The organism is Nonomuraea sp. NPDC003727, assembly GCF_053586935.1.
Window position 1 is genome coordinate 1 of the sequence record NZ_JBSFNE010000008.1, and the last position, 14,310, is coordinate 14,310.

Sequence of the window (14,310 nt, forward strand, 5' to 3'; positions counted from 1 at the left end):
GTTTGAGTAGTTCGGGGTGATGCTGCGGTGGTCGTAGCCGGCGCCGGGCCCCCCCCCCCCCGCCCCCCCCCCCCCCCCCCCGCCGCTAGCCTTCCCCACGGACGCCCCGGGCGAGCTCGGCGGTGAGGGCACGGAGGGCCGCGAGCCCGGCATCCTGGTCGGGGGCCTCGAGAAGGGCCTCGACCAGCGCGGAGCCGACGATCTCGGCAGCCTGCTCGGGCGTGGACACACCGATGTCGTCGACCGGCTGCTCCGTCGTACGGGCCGTAGCGAGCCGAAGGCGCCGGGTGCGAGAGACTGGTGGGGTGACCATCGAGAACGGCCGCCCCGCTCCGCCCCCCACCAGCAGTCCCTCCATCGTGCTGCTGACGCTGGCACGGCAGATCGAGACCGAGCTCAACGCCGTCCTGGCCCCGCTCGACCTCACCGTCAGCAGGCTCGGGCTGCTGGCTCACATCGCCATGATGCCCGGCGTGTCGTTCAGCGACCTGGCGCGGATGTCCGGGACGACGGTGCAGAGCGTCCACGCCGCCGTGAAGGTGCTGGCGGGTGCCGGGCTGGTCCGCGACAACACCGCCCGCGCCGGGTCCGCGTCGGCCATCGAGGTCACGGCGGACGGCTCCCGCCTGCTCCAGACGGCTCAGGAGGCGGTGGCCCAGGTCGACGACCGGCTGTTCGGCCCGGGCGGGGACCCGATCCGCCGTCAGGTCGGCGATGCCGTCCGCGCGGCCTTCCAGGGCGGCGAGCCGCGTCCCGCAGGAGGAACCGGCCGCCAGAGCGCATGAGGAAATGTCGGCGCCCCCGTCTAGGCTCTCGACCCATGACGGCTGACCGCAAGCACGGCGTCCCGGCACCGCCGACCGACTCCACCGTCCGCTCCGCCGACTGGGACAGCCGCGACCTGTCGGGCGAGCAGCACCGGCGGGTCGCCTTCGTCGACGTCGACCTGACCGAAGCCGTCAGCAGGGGAGCCGAGTTCGTCGAGTGCACCTTCCGCGGCTGCCGCTTCAACGCCTCCACCCACGAGGAGACCGGCTTCATCAACTGCACCTTCACCCGGTCGTCGTTCTTCGACGCGACGTTCACCAGGTGCAAGTTCGTGGGCAGCATGTTCGACGGCTGCACCCACGACCTGATGAAGGCCGACGGAGGCGACTGGTCGTTCGTCGGGATGCCGGGCGCCGACCTGCGCAAGGCGTCCTTCACCGGGGTGCGGATGCGTGAGGCCGACCTGACCGGTGCCCGCTTCGCGGGGGCCACGGTGCGCGGCGTCGACCTGTCGGGCGCCTGGCTGAGCAAGGCCGACTTCACCCGCTGCGACCTGCGGGGCAGTGACCTGTCCTCGCTCGACCCCTTCGGCGCCGAGATCGCTGGGGCGGTCATCGACCCGGTCCAGGCCGTCACGCTCGCCACCAACCTGGGGCTGACCGTCCGCGACCAGGGCTGAGCGGGAAAACCGCTTGCCGCAGGAGGCGGGCGGCTCGGTAGGGTCGGGGCCATGAAGTGACGACACCGGCACCCCCTGCGCACGACGCCGTCCGAGCCGTTGCTCCGGCGTCCGTCCCGGGTGCCCGCGACCGCCGTCATCCACTTCACCCGATCGGACGCTCATGACCGACGACATGTTCCTCACCCTGGTCGCCGACCGCCTCGCTGCCCTGCCCGCCGTACGTGCCGTCACCCTCGGCGGCTCGCGCGCTCAGGGCACCCACACCCCGGACAGCGACTGGGACCTGGCCGTCTACTACCGGGGCGGTTTCGACCCGGCCGATCTGCGCGCGGTCGGCTGGCCCGGCGAGGTCTCCGAGATCGGCGGCTGGGGCGGCGGCGTCTTCAACGGGGGAGCCTGGTTCACGATCGACGGCCGCCGGGTCGACGTCCACTACCGCGACCTCGACGTCGTCGAGCACGAGCTCGCCGAGGCCCGGCAGGGCCGCTTCCGCTGGGAGCCGCTGATGTTCCATCTCGCGGGCATCCCCAGCTATCTGGTGGTCGCCGAACTCGCCCTCAACGACGTCCTGCGCGGCACGCTGCCCCGCCCCGGCTATCCGGAGGCCCTGCGTGAGACGGCCCCGCGGGTGTGGCGCGACCGGGCGGACCTGACTGTCCAGTACGCCGCGGCCGCGTACGTCCCGCGCGGCCAGTCCACCGAGGTCGCGGGGGCGCTGGCCACCGCCGCCATGCAGACGGCGCATGCGGTGCTGGCGGCGCGCGGCGAGTGGGTCACCAACGAGAAGCGGCTCCTGCAGCGGGCCGGGCTGCGCGGCGTCGACGCGATCGTGGCAGGACTGCGGCCGGAGCCCGACGCCCTCGGGCAGGCGGTCGCGGCGGCGCGGAAGCTGTTCGCCGCCGCCGTCCAGCGGTGAGCCCGGGGTTCGATCCGGCCAGGACACGGACACCGGACACCGTGCGAGGTCAGTCGGCGGCCTGGGTGGCGGCCAGCGCGGCGGCGGGGTCGGGTTCTGGCGGGCCGGCGGGGAACCAGTCGCCGTCCGCGTCGACGAACGGGTACCAGCGGCCGTCCCTGCCGTAGCGGACCTGAGCGCCGCCGAGGGTCCACCGGTTGCGGACCGCCGCGAAGCCGGGCAGGTCACGTCGCGCGCGGGCGACGGCCTGCCGGGGCGGTGTCCACGTCGTGGCGAGCGTGTCGAGGGCGGCGGCGCCGCCGTACCGCCATGACCGGACGGCGGCCGGGCTGCCGATGTCGAGGTCGTGGGTGGCGGCCAGCCGTACCCGGTCCTGGAACTCGGTGAGCACCGCGGCGGCCCCCGACACCAGCAGCTCGCGGGCGCGCAGCGCCGCGTCGGCGGCCAGCACCCGCAGCGCAGCGGGGTCGATGCCCGGCGCGGGCTCCACCTCCAGGGGCTCCGGGGCGGGCAGCGCGTCGAGCGGCTCGGCGGTCGCGAAGGACGGCAGCGGCGGGATGCCGTGCGCGTAGGCCTCGGCGACGGGGGTGCCGGTCGGCGCGGTGGCCCGCTGGAGCGAGGCGATCAGGTCGTCCTTGTCGAGGCCGCGCATCAGCATCAGCAGGAACGGGTCGCGGTCGAGCAGCCACGAGGCCTGGTAGCACAGCGCGGCGGCGTGCTTGCACGGGTGCCCCCAGTCGGGGCAGTCGCACTCGGGCTCGAGGTCGCCGACTCCAGGAAGGAGCTCCACCAGGTCGTACGGCAGGTCGCCGTCGAGCAGCGCGGCCAGATGGCCCGCCTTGGCGGCGATCTGCTCGACGAATCCCGCCGCCACGGGTGCCACGTGCACGACCGCGGCGTACTCGCCTTCGGCCATCGCGGCGAGCCGGCCGGAGCTGACGGTGATGGGGCCGAGCTGGCCGGTCTTGGCGTAGGCGCGGCCCTTGGCGAGCAGGGTGTGGTCGAGCGAGGTGTCCTCCAGCGCCTTGAGCCAGGCCCTGCCCCACCACGAGGTGGCGAAGCGGGCGCCGGCGCGCTGCGGGGCGAAGGCGGGGAATCCCTTGGCGGCGGTCATCGCAGCTCCACGAGGTTGAGCAGGTCCGCGTCGGTCAGTTCGGTGAAGTCGTTGGACAGCACGGCCTCGGCCAGCGACCGCTTGGTCTCCAGCATGGTCGCGATCCGGTCCTCGACGGTGCCCTCGGCGATGAGCCGGTGCACCTGGACGGGCCTGGTCTGGCCGATGCGGTAGGCCCGGTCGGTGGCCTGGTCCTCGACGGCGGGGTTCCACCAGCGGTCGAAGTGGATGACGTGGTCGGCGCGGGTGAGGTTGAGCCCGGTGCCCGCGGCCTTGAGCGAGAGCAGGAAGACGGGGGCCTCGCCGTCCTGGAAGCGCCTGACCATCTCCTCCCGCCGGGCCACGGAGGTGCCGCCGTGAAGCAGCTGGGTGGCGATGCCCCTTGCGGCGAGGAAACGCTCCAGGAGCCGGGCCATGGTGACGTACTGGGTGAAGACCAGCACCGCGCCGTCCTCGGCGAGGATGGTCTCCAGCAGCTCTTCGAGGAGCTCGAGCTTGCCCGAGCGGCCGTCCAGCACGGGGTCCTTCTCGTGCAGGAACTGGGCGGGATGGTTGCAGATCTGTTTGAGGCTCGTCAGCAGCTTGACGATGAGGCCGCGCCTGGCCATGCCGTCGGCCGCCGCGATGGAGGCCATCAGCTCGCGCACCGTCGCCTCGTAGAGCCCGGCCTGCTCCCTGGTGAGCGAGACGGGCCGGTCGGTCTCGGTCTTGGGCGGCAGCTCGGGCGCGATGCCGGGATCGGACTTGCGGCGGCGCAGCAGGAAGGGCGCGACCAGGCGGCCGAGCCGTTCGGGCCGCGGCTCCCAGCGCGTACGGAAGCGCGCGAGCGGGCCGAGCAGCCCCGGCGTGGTCCAGTCGAGGATCGCCCACAGCTCCGACAGCGTGTTCTCCACCGGCGTGCCGGTCAGCGCGACGCGCGCGGCCGAGGGGATCTCGCGCAGCGCCTTGGCGGTGCCCGATCGGTGGTTCTTGACGTGCTGGGCCTCGTCGGCCACGACCAGGTCCCAGGTGTGCTCGGCGAGCACGGCGGCGTCGACGCGCATGGTGCCGTAGGTGGTGAGCACGAACCCGGTGTCGGCCAGCGTGCGCTGGGCGCCGTGGTAGCGGCGGACCGGGACGCCGGGGGCGAACCTGGCGATCTCCCGCTCCCAGTTGCCCAGCAGCGAGGCGGGGCAGACGACCAGCGTCGGCCCGCTGTTCCTGTGCAGGTGGAGCGCGATCAGCGTGATCGTCTTGCCGAGGCCCATGTCGTCGGCCAGGCAGCCGCCGAGACCCAGGGAGGTCATCTGGGCCAGCCACCGCAGGCCCGCCAGCTGGTAGTCGCGCAGCGTCGCGGCCAGCCCTTCGGGCGGGTCGACGGGATCGGCGACCAGCCTGCCGCGCAGCTCCTCCAGCACCGGACCGGGGGAGACCGCCACCTCCTCGTCCTCCACCAGCGCCGTGCCGGTGAGGGCGGCACCGAGGGCCTCGATGCCGGTGAGCGGTTTCATCTCCCGGTTCCTGGCCTTGCGGGCCAGCTCGGGGTCGATGAGCACCCACTGGTCGCGCAGCCGTACGACGGGGCGGTGGGCCTCGGCCAGCCGGTCCATCTCGGCTTCGGTCAGCTCGTCGTCGCCCAGCCGCAGCCGCCAGTCGAAGCGGAACAGCCCGCTGGACTCGCCGCCGACGACCGCTCTCGCGCTGACGCCGCGCACCAGGTCGCGTGGCCAGTGCACGTCGATGCCGGTGGCCGCGCCGGACAGCAGGCCGGACACCTCCTCGTCGGACAGCTCGAGCTCGTCGGGAACCTCGGCGTCGAGCAGCCGCTCCAGCGGCGGCCACCGCCGGGCCGCCCTGCGCAGCTCGACCACCGCGTCGACCTTGGCGCGGGGGCCGAGCCCCTGGTCGCGGCCCGCCCAGAGCTCGGCGGCGTCCACGACCAGCGCGGGGTCGGCGATGCCGTGCAGCTGTACGACCGCGCGGAAGGCGGCGTGGTCGGCGCCGGCGGTCTCCACCCGCAGCGACAGCCGTACGCCGGGGTCGGCCGCCCATGCCCTCAGCTGTGGCGTCTTGACCGGCTTGGCGGCCGAGTAGGCGGGCACGCCCACCGCGCGCACGGCGCCTGGGGAGCGGGGCATGCCGTCGGCGACGGCGTCGAGGAAGGCGCGGACCAGGCCCTCGGCGTCGGGCAGCAGGCCCGGGGCCGACGGCAGGGGGACGGCCCGCGCCGTGGCGGGCATCGCGTCGGCCAGCTCCCTGACCTTGGCCAGGTCGGCGGCGTCCAGGGGGCCGGCCCGCCACGCGGCGTGGTCGCCCGCGCTCACGCCGGGCCTGATGCGGCCCTTGGCGACGATCTGGAGCGCCAGCAGCGCCACGGCACCCCAGAACCGGGTGGCGGGGTCGGCACTCTGGTCGGTGCGGGCCCTGCTGAGCAGCGCGACCGCCTCGGTGACGGGAACGCGGGTGACCGGAGTTTCACGAGGCCCTTCCGGCTCCGCGATCGTGACTCTCTCGTCGCCCGCCGGGTCGAGGAAGGCCACGGTTGCTGCCCTGGGCGGGTCGCCCGGTTCGAAGACGGCCGTGTGCCGAAGGAGTTCCCGCATAGCCGTACAGCGTACCGTACGGCGTAGCTGTGGTTTACCGCAGCCGCATTTCGGCAGTTGCCCTCATTCTGGGCATATTCGATCACTCATAGGCTCTGAGGCATGACTGCTGAGAACGGAATCGCCGGTTGGGCGACAGGCCTCATGGAGACCCTTGGCGCGCCCGGCGCGGGCATCGCCATCGCGCTGGAGAACCTCTTCCCCCCGCTGCCGAGCGAGGTGATCCTCCCGCTGGCCGGGTTCACCGCGGCACAGGGCGGCATGGGCCTGATCGAGGCGCTGGTGTGGACGACGGCAGGCTCGGTCGTCGGCGCGCTCGCGCTCTACCTGGTCGGCGCGCTGCTCGGCAGGGACAGGGTGGTCGCGATCGCCCAACGGCTGCCGCTGGTGAAGGTCTCCGACATCGAGAAGACCGAGGAATGGTTCGCCAAGCACGGCGTGAAAACGGTGTTCTTCGGGCGGATGATCCCCATCTTCCGCAGCATGATCTCCATCCCGGCCGGGGTCGAGCGCATGCCGCTGGGCGTCTTCCTGGCGTTCACCACGCTCGGCAGCGCGATCTGGAACACGATCTTCGTGCTGGCGGGCTACGTCCTCGGGGAGAACTGGTCGCTCGTCGAGGGCTACGTCGGCATCGGCACCAACCTTGTCATCGGCGCGGTGGTGCTCGCCGTGCTCGTCTTCGTCGGCGTACGGCTGGCCGAGCGGCGCAAGGGCCGGCATGCGAGTCGTCGCTAAGGTCACGCTGGGAGCGCTGAGCGCCGTCGCCGAGCTGATCGCGCTCCCCGTGCTCGCCCACCCCCGCATGGGCGCCGCGCTCGCCCGGGTCGCGGCGACGGAGGCGCGCAGGCTGGACGTGCGGGTGGGCGACTTCTCGCGCGGTCAGGCCCTGCGTTTCCTGGCCCTGCGGCTGCCCCTCGGAATCCTCGGCGGCATCGTCGTCGCCCTGCTCGTCATCGGCCTCGACGTGGGAATCCAGGTGCTGTGGGCCTGGGGCCACGGCGAGGCGTTCGACGGCATGCGCATGACCCCCGGCCTGCTGGCCTACTTCCTGGTCGCGGGACTGGTGCTGCTCTTCCTCGACCTGTCGGGCCTCGTGGGCGTGCAGGCCGTCGAACGGCGGCTCGCCCTGCGCACCCTCGGCCCGCACTCCACCGAGGCGCTCGAACGCAGGATCGCCGAGCTGGCCGAGACCCGCGCCGGCGTCCTGACCGCCGTGGACGCCGAGCGCCGCCGCATCGAGCGGGACCTGCACGACGGTCTGCAGCAGCGGCTCGTCGCGCTGGCCATGGTGATCGGCAGGGCCCGCCGCGGACGCCCCGAACTGCTGGCGCAGGCGCACGAGGAGGCCCAGCAGGCCCTCGCGGAGCTGCGCGAGGTGGCCTGGCGGGTCTACCCGAGCGGTCTCGACGCCCTCGGCCTGGGCGAGGCGCTGGCCGCCGTCGCCGACCGCTCGGCCGTACCGGTGAAGGTGACCTGCGAGCTCGACCGGCGGCCACCGCGCGCGGTGGAGACGGCCGCCTACTTCGTGGTGTGCGAGGCGGTCACCAACGCGGCCAAGCACGCCGAGGCGGACCTGATCACCGTCGACGTGCGCGCCGATGGGACAATCATCGCCGTGAACATCGAGGACGACGGCAAGGGCGACGCCGACCCGGCGGGCGGCGGACTGTCCGGCCTGGCGCGCAGGGTCGCCGCGCTCGACGGCTCCTTCGCCGTCTCCAGCCCCGCCGGCGGGCCCACCGTGATCCGGGCGGAGCTGCCATGCGGGTGATGCTCGCCGACGACTCCACGCTGCTGCGCGAGGGCCTGGCCAGGCTGCTCGCCGAGGAGGGACACGACGTCGTCGCCGCGGTCGGCGACGGCGCCGCCCTCGTCACGGCGGTCGAGGCCGACCGGCCCGACATCGTGGTGGTGGACGTGCGCATGCCGCCCACCCACACCGACGAGGGGCTGCGCGCCGCACTGGAGATCAGGCACCGCCGGCCGGAGGTCAAGGTGCTGGTGCTGTCGCAGTACGTGGAGAAGAAGTACGCCACCGAGCTGATGACCGGCGACGTGTCCGGCGTCGGCTACCTGCTGAAGGACAGGGTGGCTCAGGTCGCCGACTTCCTCGACGCCCTCGAGCGCGTCGGCGCCGGAGGCGCGGCCTTCGACCCCGAGGTGGTACGGCAGCTGCTGGCCCGCACGACCCAGACCGACCCGCTGACCAGGCTGACCCCGCGCGAGCGCGAGGTGCTCGAGCACATGGCGCAGGGCTACACCAACGCCTCCATCGCCGAGGCGCTGTACGTGTCGCAGAGCGCGGTCGAGAAACATGTCAACGCGGTCTTCGACAAGCTCGGCCTGTCCCACACCACCGGCTACAGCCGCCGCGTCCTGGCGGTGCTGCGCTTCCTGTCCTGAGGGCAGACAAGGTCAAGGTCTGCACGTCCGCCACCACGGCCGGTTCGCCTCCATCGAAGGCGCACCGGCCGACGGAGACCGGCTGCCCTCCTGCAGGAGTGCCGTCCTTGGCTCCGGCGATTCAGCCTCACCCGTGGCGAGGGCGCGGGCCGGTTCGTTCGCCCCGCGCGACTGTCAGGCTCTCGCCGCGAGTTCATCACGGCTTGGGTCGGTATTGCTTGGGCAGCTTGAAGCCGCGCTCGGCCATGATCTGCCGCAGCCGGTCCGGGTAGTCGGTGATGATCCCGTCCACCCCGTCGTCGACGAGCTTGTTCAAGGTGGGCTCGTCGTCGACGGTCCATGGAATCACCTTGATGCCCAGACCGTGCGCCTGATCCACCATCTCCCTGGTGACGTACGGCTGGTAGCCCGGGTCCGTCACCCTTCCGTTCTGCGGGAACCCGTGCACCGGCGAAAAGGCGTCAGCGCCGAACGACTTGATCGCCTTGAGCGGGTCCCCGCCGAAATCGTCGATGTCGATGCCACCAAGCCAGGGTGAGGCCCCCGGCTTCCCGGTCTGCAGGAAGTCGCGGTTGGTCAGGGCTACGATCGGCAGCCGCGGCTCGACCTCGCGCACCCGCATCAACGCGCCCCAGTCGAAACTCTGGATGGTGACCTGCCGCATGAGCCCGGCCCGCCGGATCTCCGCCAGCGTCACCTGCACGAACTGCTCCCTCGGCGCCGTCTCATGCGGCGCGCCGGCCTCGACCTTGGTCTCGACATTGAGCATGACGCGACGCGCGCGATAGCGGTCCACCAGCTCGAACACCTCGCGCAGGGTCGCCATCCTGGCACCGGGAACCGGCCGCTGGCCCGGGAACTCCGGCAGCGTCATGGAGCCGCAGTCCATCGTCCTGACCTGCTCGAGGGTCAGCGTGTTGATGTACTTGCCGACATAGGGGAACTCGGGATCGCCCGGCACGGCAGGCGCGGTATCCCTGCACTTCCTGTTGCTGATCCTCCGGTCGTGAGTGACGACCGCCTGGCCGTCCTCGGTGATCTGCACGTCGAGCTCCAACGTGCTGACACCCAGCTCGAGCGCGTTGGCGAACGCGGGCAGAGTGGCCTCCACCACCAGCCCCAGCCCGCCTCGGTGAGCCTGCAAGTCGAAGGGGCGCCTGTCCGCGTCGGCCGCCCCGGGCAACGCCGCGAGCGCGGCACCGAAGATCGTGGCAACCGTGACCACGCGCGATCTGCTCATGGGCCACGAGTATCGACGATCACCGAGGCGGCCGGCCGTACGGGAGGTGATCGTGAGACGAAGGTTCGGTGAGGAGCCGTGCCGCTCAAAACCGGCTCATCGTGACTTTCGGCGTTCGCATGAGCGCCTGCCGGAGCCGCGGTCGTCGCTGGTACCGGCCAGCGGATCGCCATTGCGACCGCCGCCCGTTGCCGGCGAGCCCCGCAGTACTCAGGTGACGATCTCCAGGTCCTGGTGTGGGTGCGTCGCGAAGCCGGTGCCAGGGGGAAGCGTCTCGTCGTTGTGCGCGAGCAGGAACCCGAACCCGACGTCCGCCGGGTCGTCGTGCGGCCCGAACGAGAACGAGCGCCGAGACTCCAGCCAGTCATCCGTGGTCGCGAACCGGTCGCCCGCCCCCCCGCGGCCTGCTGCGCGCCGCCCACCAGGCCGGGAGCGCTGTCGGTGAAGTCTTGGGAAAGGTGAGACGCTTGGTCTCGTTCCTGGAGCGGGCGACGAAGGACGCGTGGATGTCAGTCACGCCCGGTGAGCGGTGTCATGGGCGGGGAGACCCGCTGAGTGAGCGAGGAAGGCGGCAGATGCCACGCGCGGGAGTCACCGCGGAGCGCCTGACCCGGGCGGCGGCGGACCTGGCCGACGAGATCGGCTTCCAGAACGTGACCGTCTCGGCGCTCGCCCGCGGGTTCGGCGTCCAGCCCGCAGCGCTGTACACGCACATCAAGGACGCGCAGGACCTGCGGGTACGGGTGGCCGAGCTGGCCCTGACGGAGCTCGCCGACAGGGTCGGCGCCGCGCTGGCCGGCCGCGCGGGCAAGGACGCGCTGGTGGCCTTCGCCAACGCCTACCGGGACTACGCGAAGGAACATCCGGGAAGGTACGCCGCGGCCCAGATCGAGCTCGACCCGGAGACCTCGGCCACCCGCGCGGCAGCCCGGCACGCGCAGATGACGCGGGCGATGCTGCGCGGTTACGACCTGTCGGACCCCGACCAGACGGACGCGGTACGGATGCTGCACAGCACGCTCCACGGATACGTGTCCCTGGAGACCTCGGGCCGGTTCGACCGCCACCCGCGCGCGGTGGACACCTCGTGGTCCAGAACCCTGGACGCCCTCGACGTCGCCCTCAGACACTGGCCTTCGGCCTGACACCCCACCGCCCCCTTGCCCCTTCCACGGCACCGGTGCACGGTCGGCAGGCGCGCTGGACAGGCGCAGGCGCTCGCTCCGGCGGTGACGAACGTGACCGGGGCCGGCGTCGAGGCCCTTGCGCTCACCGCTGGTCGCTCGCCTCCGTTCGCACGATCCGGAGATCCCGACAAGGCGCCAGGAAGCTCTCGACGTACCACCCCAGATCGACGAACTCGGGCACGCGCGCGAAGGTGCGGTACTCCAGCAGGGGAATCAGCGAGACCGACGCCCTGTCCTCGTGGAACATCACGTTCGCGAAGAAGCCGCCGTCGGGCAGCCTGGCGGTCACGCCTACCGTTTCTCCGGCCTCGTAGGAGGCCCGCATCTCGCGTCTCGCCTCGGCCAGGCCTTCCAGCGGCAGATCCTTCCAGTCGAAGCCGACCATGTACCAGACGGAGTCTTCGTCACGGAGGAACTCCCAGCCCGCCCGGGCGAGCCGGTCGAGGATTTCCTCGAAGTCCACGTCGCGCTCGAACTGCAGGCTGATGATGACGTCGCGGCTCATGTTTCCTCGGCCAGTTCGTGGACCGCCCATCACGATCACCGAGAGTCTTGCCGGTGGCCTGCGTCTCCCGCAACCGCCGGGCGAGGCCACACCCGGCCGGCGGTTGAGGCCACGCCCGGCACGACCCCCGGGTCCATTCTTCGACGCCGACCACATTCCCGGCCCAGACCCCGGCCGCTCCCGGTTCGCTGTCCGCGTGCCAAGGCCCGATGACGCCTCTCGGTTGCGTCGCGCGAACACCTCGGACCCGGCGGCTCACGCCACGTCCAGTCCGACCCCAGGTGGCCGGCCTGCGTCACCGAGCGCACCGCTCAAGATGTTCAGTCGAACGCAGGGCTTCGGAGGCGTCAACACTGAGGGGACCCGCTCACACAGTTGCCTGCCTTTCGCCGTGTCCTGGCCGGCCCCCCGATCGAAGCGCGGGTGTCACCGTCGGCCGGTCGCGGCTGATGGAATGTCGGTGGCTCGCCCTAGGGTGGGTGCCGTGATCAGCCAGCGGGCGCTCAACCGCGCCACCCTTGCCAGGCAGCTGCTCCTGCGCCGGCATGCGATGAACCCCATGGAGGTCATCGAGCACCTGGTCGGACTGCAGGCCCAGGCGCCCCTCCCGCCCTACTTCGGGCTCTGGTCGCGCATGGCGAGCTTCCAGCCGCAGGAGCTGTCGGAGCTGCTGGTCAGCCGGCAGGTCGTGCGCATCACGCTCATGCGCGGCACCGTCCACCTGGTCAGCGCCCGCGACTGCCTGGCCATCAGGCCGCTCATCCAGCCCATGCTCACCCGTGCCCTGGCGGCCAGGCGGGTCGACGGCGTCGACCGCGACGCCGTCGTGGCGGCCGGCCGGGCGCTGCTGACCGAGCGGCCGCTGTCGGTGAAGGCCATGACCCCGTTGCTGGCCGAGCGCTTCCCCGACGCCGCGCCCGGCGACCTGCCGGTGATCCTTCGGTCTCTGCTGCCCATGGTCCAGGTGCCGCCGCGCGGGGTGTGGGGCAGGGCGGGCGATGCCGTCCTGACCCCGGTGGAGGCATGGCTGGGCCGTGACCTCGACCCCGAGCCCGCGCTCGACCAGCTGTTACGGCGCTACCTGGCCGCGTTCGGCCCGGCCACGGTGGCCGACATGCAGGCCTGGTCGGGGCTCACCGGGTTGCGCGCGGCCGCCGCCCGGCTCGACCTGGTCGATCTGGGCGGCGGCGTGCTGGACCTGCCCGACGCGCCGCGTCCCGTGGAGGACACCCCGGCCCCCGTGCGCCTGGTCGCCCCCTTCGACAACCTCGTGCTCGGCCACGCCGACCGCACCAGGGTCATCTCCGACGAGCACCGCAAGCGCGTCATCACGATCAACGGCCAGGTCCACGGCACCGTCCTGGTCGACGGCTACGTCCACGGCATCTGGAAGCGTGACAAGGCCGCGGTCACCGTCTCGCCGTTCGGGCCGCTGACCGCTGCCCAGCGCGAGGAGATCGAGGCCGAGGCCGTCGCGCTCCTCGCCTTCGCCGAGCCGGGCAAGCCGCCCGCCGTCAGCTTCGACTGAGCTTCGACTGAGCGGCTGCCCACCGGTGACCCGCAAGCGAGTCAGTGGGGCGCCAGTGTTCAGCCACCCCCGAGCATCCCGCCGCCCCCAGGCCGCGCGGGCGTCCCGCCAGGCGTCGCGTCGCCCGTAGTGTAGGGATCATGTCGACCCGCATGACCGTCGCCGTGCCGACGACGGTGCCCGCCGAGCGCCTGTTCCAGGTGCTCACCGACTGGCCGCGGCACCGGGAGTGGATGGTCCTCACCACCGCCCGCGCCGTCTCGGGTGACGGCCATGGCGTGGGCGCTGAGCTGGCCGCCTTCACCGGGCTCTGGCGGGTGGGCTTTCTCGACACGATGGTCGTCACCCGGTGGGAGCCGCCCACGACGGTCGCGGTCAGGCACACGGGCCGGCTGGTACGCGGCACGGGCGTCTTCAGGATCGTCGGCGGCCGGCTCGTCTGGGCCGAGGAGCTGTCGCTTCCGCTCGGTACGCTGGTGCGCCCGGTGGCCAGGGCGTTCATGCGGTGGTCGCTGCTGCGTCTGGTCCGGCTGGCCCAGCGATCACGCCCTGTGACCGGCTCTCCCGGGCGGAACGGCACGACCTAGCCGCCGGCCGCCGCACCAAGACCCGCGTTTGACCGCGCACCTCCCGCCGGGACCGAGGGCCGAGCCCCGGCGAATCGCACGTCCAGCAGACCCGTCCCGGCGAACCGGTGCGTCCGGGAAGAGGCGGCGGCCCCGCCGGACGGCCTCGCCCTACCCGCGAACCGTCTCGCGTGCCAGGCCCCGCTCCAGCAGTTCGCGCAGGACGGCGGGCGGCTGGACGCCGGAGAAGCGCGGCGCGCCGTCGATCACCAGGGTGGGGACCCCGGTGACGCCCAGCTCGGCGGCGCGGCGCTCGTCGGCCCTGACCTCTGCGGCGTAGGCGTCGCCGGCGAGCATCTCCCGCACCTCGTCCGCGTCCAGCCCGGTCTCCACGCCCAGGTGTTCCAGCACCGTGTGGTCGGCCACGTTGCGTCCTTCGGTGTGGTAGGCGCGGAACAGCCGCTCCATCGCCTGGTCGGCCAGGCCGTGGCGGGCGGCCAGGTGGCTGAGCCGGTGGGCGTCGAAGGTGTTGACCGGGCGGGCGGCGTGCAGGTCGAGGTCCAGCCCTTCCGCGGCGCCGACGGCCCTGATCCTGGCGGCTCTGGCGGGCGCCTGCTCGCCCCACCACTCGACCAGCGCCTCGGCGGCCGACTGGCCGGGCGTCCGGCTCGCGTCGGGCGCCAGCTCGAAGCTCCGCCAGACGATCTCCAGCCGGTCGCGTTCGGCCATGTCCGCCAGCGCCGCCGCGACGCGTCTCCTGCCGATGTAGCACCAGGGGCACAGCACGTCGACGTAGATCTCGACTCGCATGACCAT

16 protein-coding genes are annotated in these 14,310 nt (G+C 72.6%); 9 read left to right on the plus strand and 7 right to left on the minus strand.

What is annotated here, in order from left to right; all coding sequences use genetic code 11:
- Positions 1–85: 85 nt before the first annotated feature.
- A complete protein-coding gene (locus ACWDLG_RS20835) occupies positions 86–229 on the minus strand; it encodes a hypothetical protein (RefSeq protein WP_449922157.1) in 144 nt (47 codons plus the stop codon).
- A gap of 76 nt (positions 230–305) precedes the next feature.
- On the opposite strand from ACWDLG_RS20835, the gene ACWDLG_RS20840 reads away from it, so the two are divergent.
- The 3 genes from ACWDLG_RS20840 to ACWDLG_RS20850 all read left to right on the plus strand — a co-directional run bounded on the left by ACWDLG_RS20840 (position 306) and on the right by ACWDLG_RS20850 (position 2,366).
- Positions 306–785 carry a MarR family winged helix-turn-helix transcriptional regulator gene (locus ACWDLG_RS20840; RefSeq protein ID WP_449922159.1) on the plus strand — a complete coding sequence of 160 codons (480 nt, stop codon included), beginning with the start codon at positions 306–308 and terminating at the stop codon, positions 783–785.
- A gap of 35 nt (positions 786–820) precedes the next feature.
- Positions 821–1,447: a pentapeptide repeat-containing protein gene (locus ACWDLG_RS20845; RefSeq protein WP_449922161.1), complete on the plus strand. Its 627-nt coding sequence runs from the start codon at positions 821–823 to the stop codon at positions 1,445–1,447.
- Positions 1,448–1,610: 163 nt separating this feature from the next.
- Positions 1,611–2,366: a nucleotidyltransferase domain-containing protein gene (locus ACWDLG_RS20850; protein WP_449922163.1), complete on the plus strand. Its 756-nt coding sequence runs from the start codon at positions 1,611–1,613 to the stop codon at positions 2,364–2,366.
- A gap of 49 nt (positions 2,367–2,415) precedes the next feature.
- Here the strand turns inward: ACWDLG_RS20850 and ACWDLG_RS20855 are convergent, their stop codons facing one another.
- Together ACWDLG_RS20855 and ACWDLG_RS20860 are read right to left on the minus strand one after the other, a co-directional pair.
- A complete protein-coding gene (locus ACWDLG_RS20855; RefSeq protein WP_449922165.1) occupies positions 2,416–3,480 on the minus strand; it encodes an SWIM zinc finger family protein in 1,065 nt (354 codons plus the stop codon).
- Complete coding sequence (locus ACWDLG_RS20860; protein WP_449922167.1) at positions 3,477–6,062, minus strand: DEAD/DEAH box helicase; 2,586 nt, start codon at positions 6,060–6,062, stop codon at positions 3,477–3,479. The genes ACWDLG_RS20855 and ACWDLG_RS20860 overlap by 4 nt, the downstream gene beginning before the upstream one ends.
- A 102-nt stretch (positions 6,063–6,164) precedes the next feature.
- Between ACWDLG_RS20860 and ACWDLG_RS20865 the strand changes: the two genes are divergently transcribed.
- The 3 genes from ACWDLG_RS20865 to ACWDLG_RS20875 are packed head-to-tail and all read left to right on the plus strand — an operon-like array spanning position 6,165 to position 8,468.
- Positions 6,165–6,800, plus strand: coding sequence for a DedA family protein (locus tag ACWDLG_RS20865; protein WP_354918749.1), 636 nt, complete (start codon positions 6,165–6,167; stop codon positions 6,798–6,800).
- Positions 6,784–7,836: a sensor histidine kinase gene (locus ACWDLG_RS20870; protein WP_449922169.1), complete on the plus strand. Its 1,053-nt coding sequence runs from the start codon at positions 6,784–6,786 to the stop codon at positions 7,834–7,836. The genes ACWDLG_RS20865 and ACWDLG_RS20870 overlap by 17 nt, the downstream gene beginning before the upstream one ends.
- Positions 7,827–8,468, plus strand: a complete 642-nt coding sequence (locus tag ACWDLG_RS20875) for a response regulator (protein WP_449922170.1) — start codon at positions 7,827–7,829, stop codon at positions 8,466–8,468. The genes ACWDLG_RS20870 and ACWDLG_RS20875 overlap by 10 nt, the downstream gene beginning before the upstream one ends.
- Positions 8,469–8,664: 196 nt before the next feature.
- Here ACWDLG_RS20875 and ACWDLG_RS20880 read toward each other — a convergent pair whose 3' ends face one another.
- Both ACWDLG_RS20880 and ACWDLG_RS20885 read right to left on the minus strand, forming a co-directional pair.
- Positions 8,665–9,708 carry a glycerophosphodiester phosphodiesterase gene (locus ACWDLG_RS20880; RefSeq protein ID WP_449922172.1) on the minus strand — a complete coding sequence of 348 codons (1,044 nt, stop codon included), beginning with the start codon at positions 9,706–9,708 and terminating at the stop codon, positions 8,665–8,667.
- Between the two features lie 210 nt (positions 9,709–9,918).
- The gene (locus ACWDLG_RS20885; protein WP_449922819.1) at positions 9,919–10,221 is read right to left on the minus strand and encodes a pirin family protein; all 303 of its coding nucleotides are present in this window, start codon (positions 10,219–10,221) and stop codon (positions 9,919–9,921) included.
- A 62-nt stretch (positions 10,222–10,283) separates the two neighbouring features.
- Here ACWDLG_RS20885 and ACWDLG_RS20890 point away from each other — a divergent pair, with 62 nt between their 5' ends.
- Entirely contained in the window at positions 10,284–10,853 is a 570-nt protein-coding gene (locus ACWDLG_RS20890) for a TetR/AcrR family transcriptional regulator (RefSeq protein WP_449922173.1), read from the plus strand.
- A gap of 124 nt (positions 10,854–10,977) precedes the next feature.
- Here ACWDLG_RS20890 and ACWDLG_RS20895 read toward each other — a convergent pair whose 3' ends face one another.
- Positions 10,978–11,400 (minus strand): hypothetical protein, encoded by a 423-nt coding sequence (locus tag ACWDLG_RS20895; RefSeq protein WP_449922175.1) that lies wholly within the window; start codon positions 11,398–11,400, stop codon positions 10,978–10,980.
- A 484-nt stretch (positions 11,401–11,884) separates the two neighbouring features.
- Here ACWDLG_RS20895 and ACWDLG_RS20900 point away from each other — a divergent pair, with 484 nt between their 5' ends.
- Complete coding sequence (locus tag ACWDLG_RS20900) at positions 11,885–12,928, plus strand: winged helix DNA-binding domain-containing protein (RefSeq protein WP_449922177.1); 1,044 nt, start codon at positions 11,885–11,887, stop codon at positions 12,926–12,928.
- A 140-nt stretch (positions 12,929–13,068) separates the two neighbouring features.
- Complete coding sequence (locus tag ACWDLG_RS20905) at positions 13,069–13,515, plus strand: SRPBCC family protein (protein ID WP_449922178.1); 447 nt, start codon at positions 13,069–13,071, stop codon at positions 13,513–13,515.
- Positions 13,516–13,665: 150 nt separating this feature from the next.
- On the opposite strand, the gene ACWDLG_RS20910 is transcribed toward ACWDLG_RS20905, so the two are convergent.
- A complete protein-coding gene (locus ACWDLG_RS20910; protein WP_449922180.1) occupies positions 13,666–14,304 on the minus strand; it encodes a DsbA family oxidoreductase in 639 nt (212 codons plus the stop codon).
- Between the last annotated feature and the right edge of the window lie 6 nt (positions 14,305–14,310).

What these genes read in the sequence shown, in the direction of transcription:
- ACWDLG_RS20845 (WP_449922161.1), top strand. Translation starts at nt 821, where the DNA reads ATGACGGCTGACCGCAAGCACGGCGTCCCGGCACCGCCGACCGACTCC.
- ACWDLG_RS20850 (WP_449922163.1), top strand. Translation starts at nt 1,611, where the DNA reads ATGACCGACGACATGTTCCTCACCCTGGTCGCCGACCGCCTCGCTGCC.
- ACWDLG_RS20855 (WP_449922165.1), bottom strand. Translation starts at nt 3,480, where the DNA reads ATGACCGCCGCCAAGGGATTCCCCGCCTTCGCCCCGCAGCGCGCCGGC.
- ACWDLG_RS20860 (WP_449922167.1), bottom strand. Translation starts at nt 6,062, where the DNA reads ATGCGGGAACTCCTTCGGCACACGGCCGTCTTCGAACCGGGCGACCCG.
- ACWDLG_RS20865 (WP_354918749.1), top strand. Translation starts at nt 6,165, where the DNA reads ATGACTGCTGAGAACGGAATCGCCGGTTGGGCGACAGGCCTCATGGAG.
- ACWDLG_RS20870 (WP_449922169.1), top strand. Translation starts at nt 6,784, where the DNA reads ATGCGAGTCGTCGCTAAGGTCACGCTGGGAGCGCTGAGCGCCGTCGCC.
- ACWDLG_RS20875 (WP_449922170.1), top strand. Translation starts at nt 7,827, where the DNA reads ATGCGGGTGATGCTCGCCGACGACTCCACGCTGCTGCGCGAGGGCCTG.
- ACWDLG_RS20880 (WP_449922172.1), bottom strand. Translation starts at nt 9,708, where the DNA reads ATGAGCAGATCGCGCGTGGTCACGGTTGCCACGATCTTCGGTGCCGCG.
- ACWDLG_RS20890 (WP_449922173.1), top strand. Translation starts at nt 10,284, where the DNA reads ATGCCACGCGCGGGAGTCACCGCGGAGCGCCTGACCCGGGCGGCGGCG.
- ACWDLG_RS20895 (WP_449922175.1), bottom strand. Translation starts at nt 11,400, where the DNA reads ATGAGCCGCGACGTCATCATCAGCCTGCAGTTCGAGCGCGACGTGGAC.
- ACWDLG_RS20905 (WP_449922178.1), top strand. Translation starts at nt 13,069, where the DNA reads ATGTCGACCCGCATGACCGTCGCCGTGCCGACGACGGTGCCCGCCGAG.
- ACWDLG_RS20910 (WP_449922180.1), bottom strand. Translation starts at nt 14,304, where the DNA reads ATGCGAGTCGAGATCTACGTCGACGTGCTGTGCCCCTGGTGCTACATC.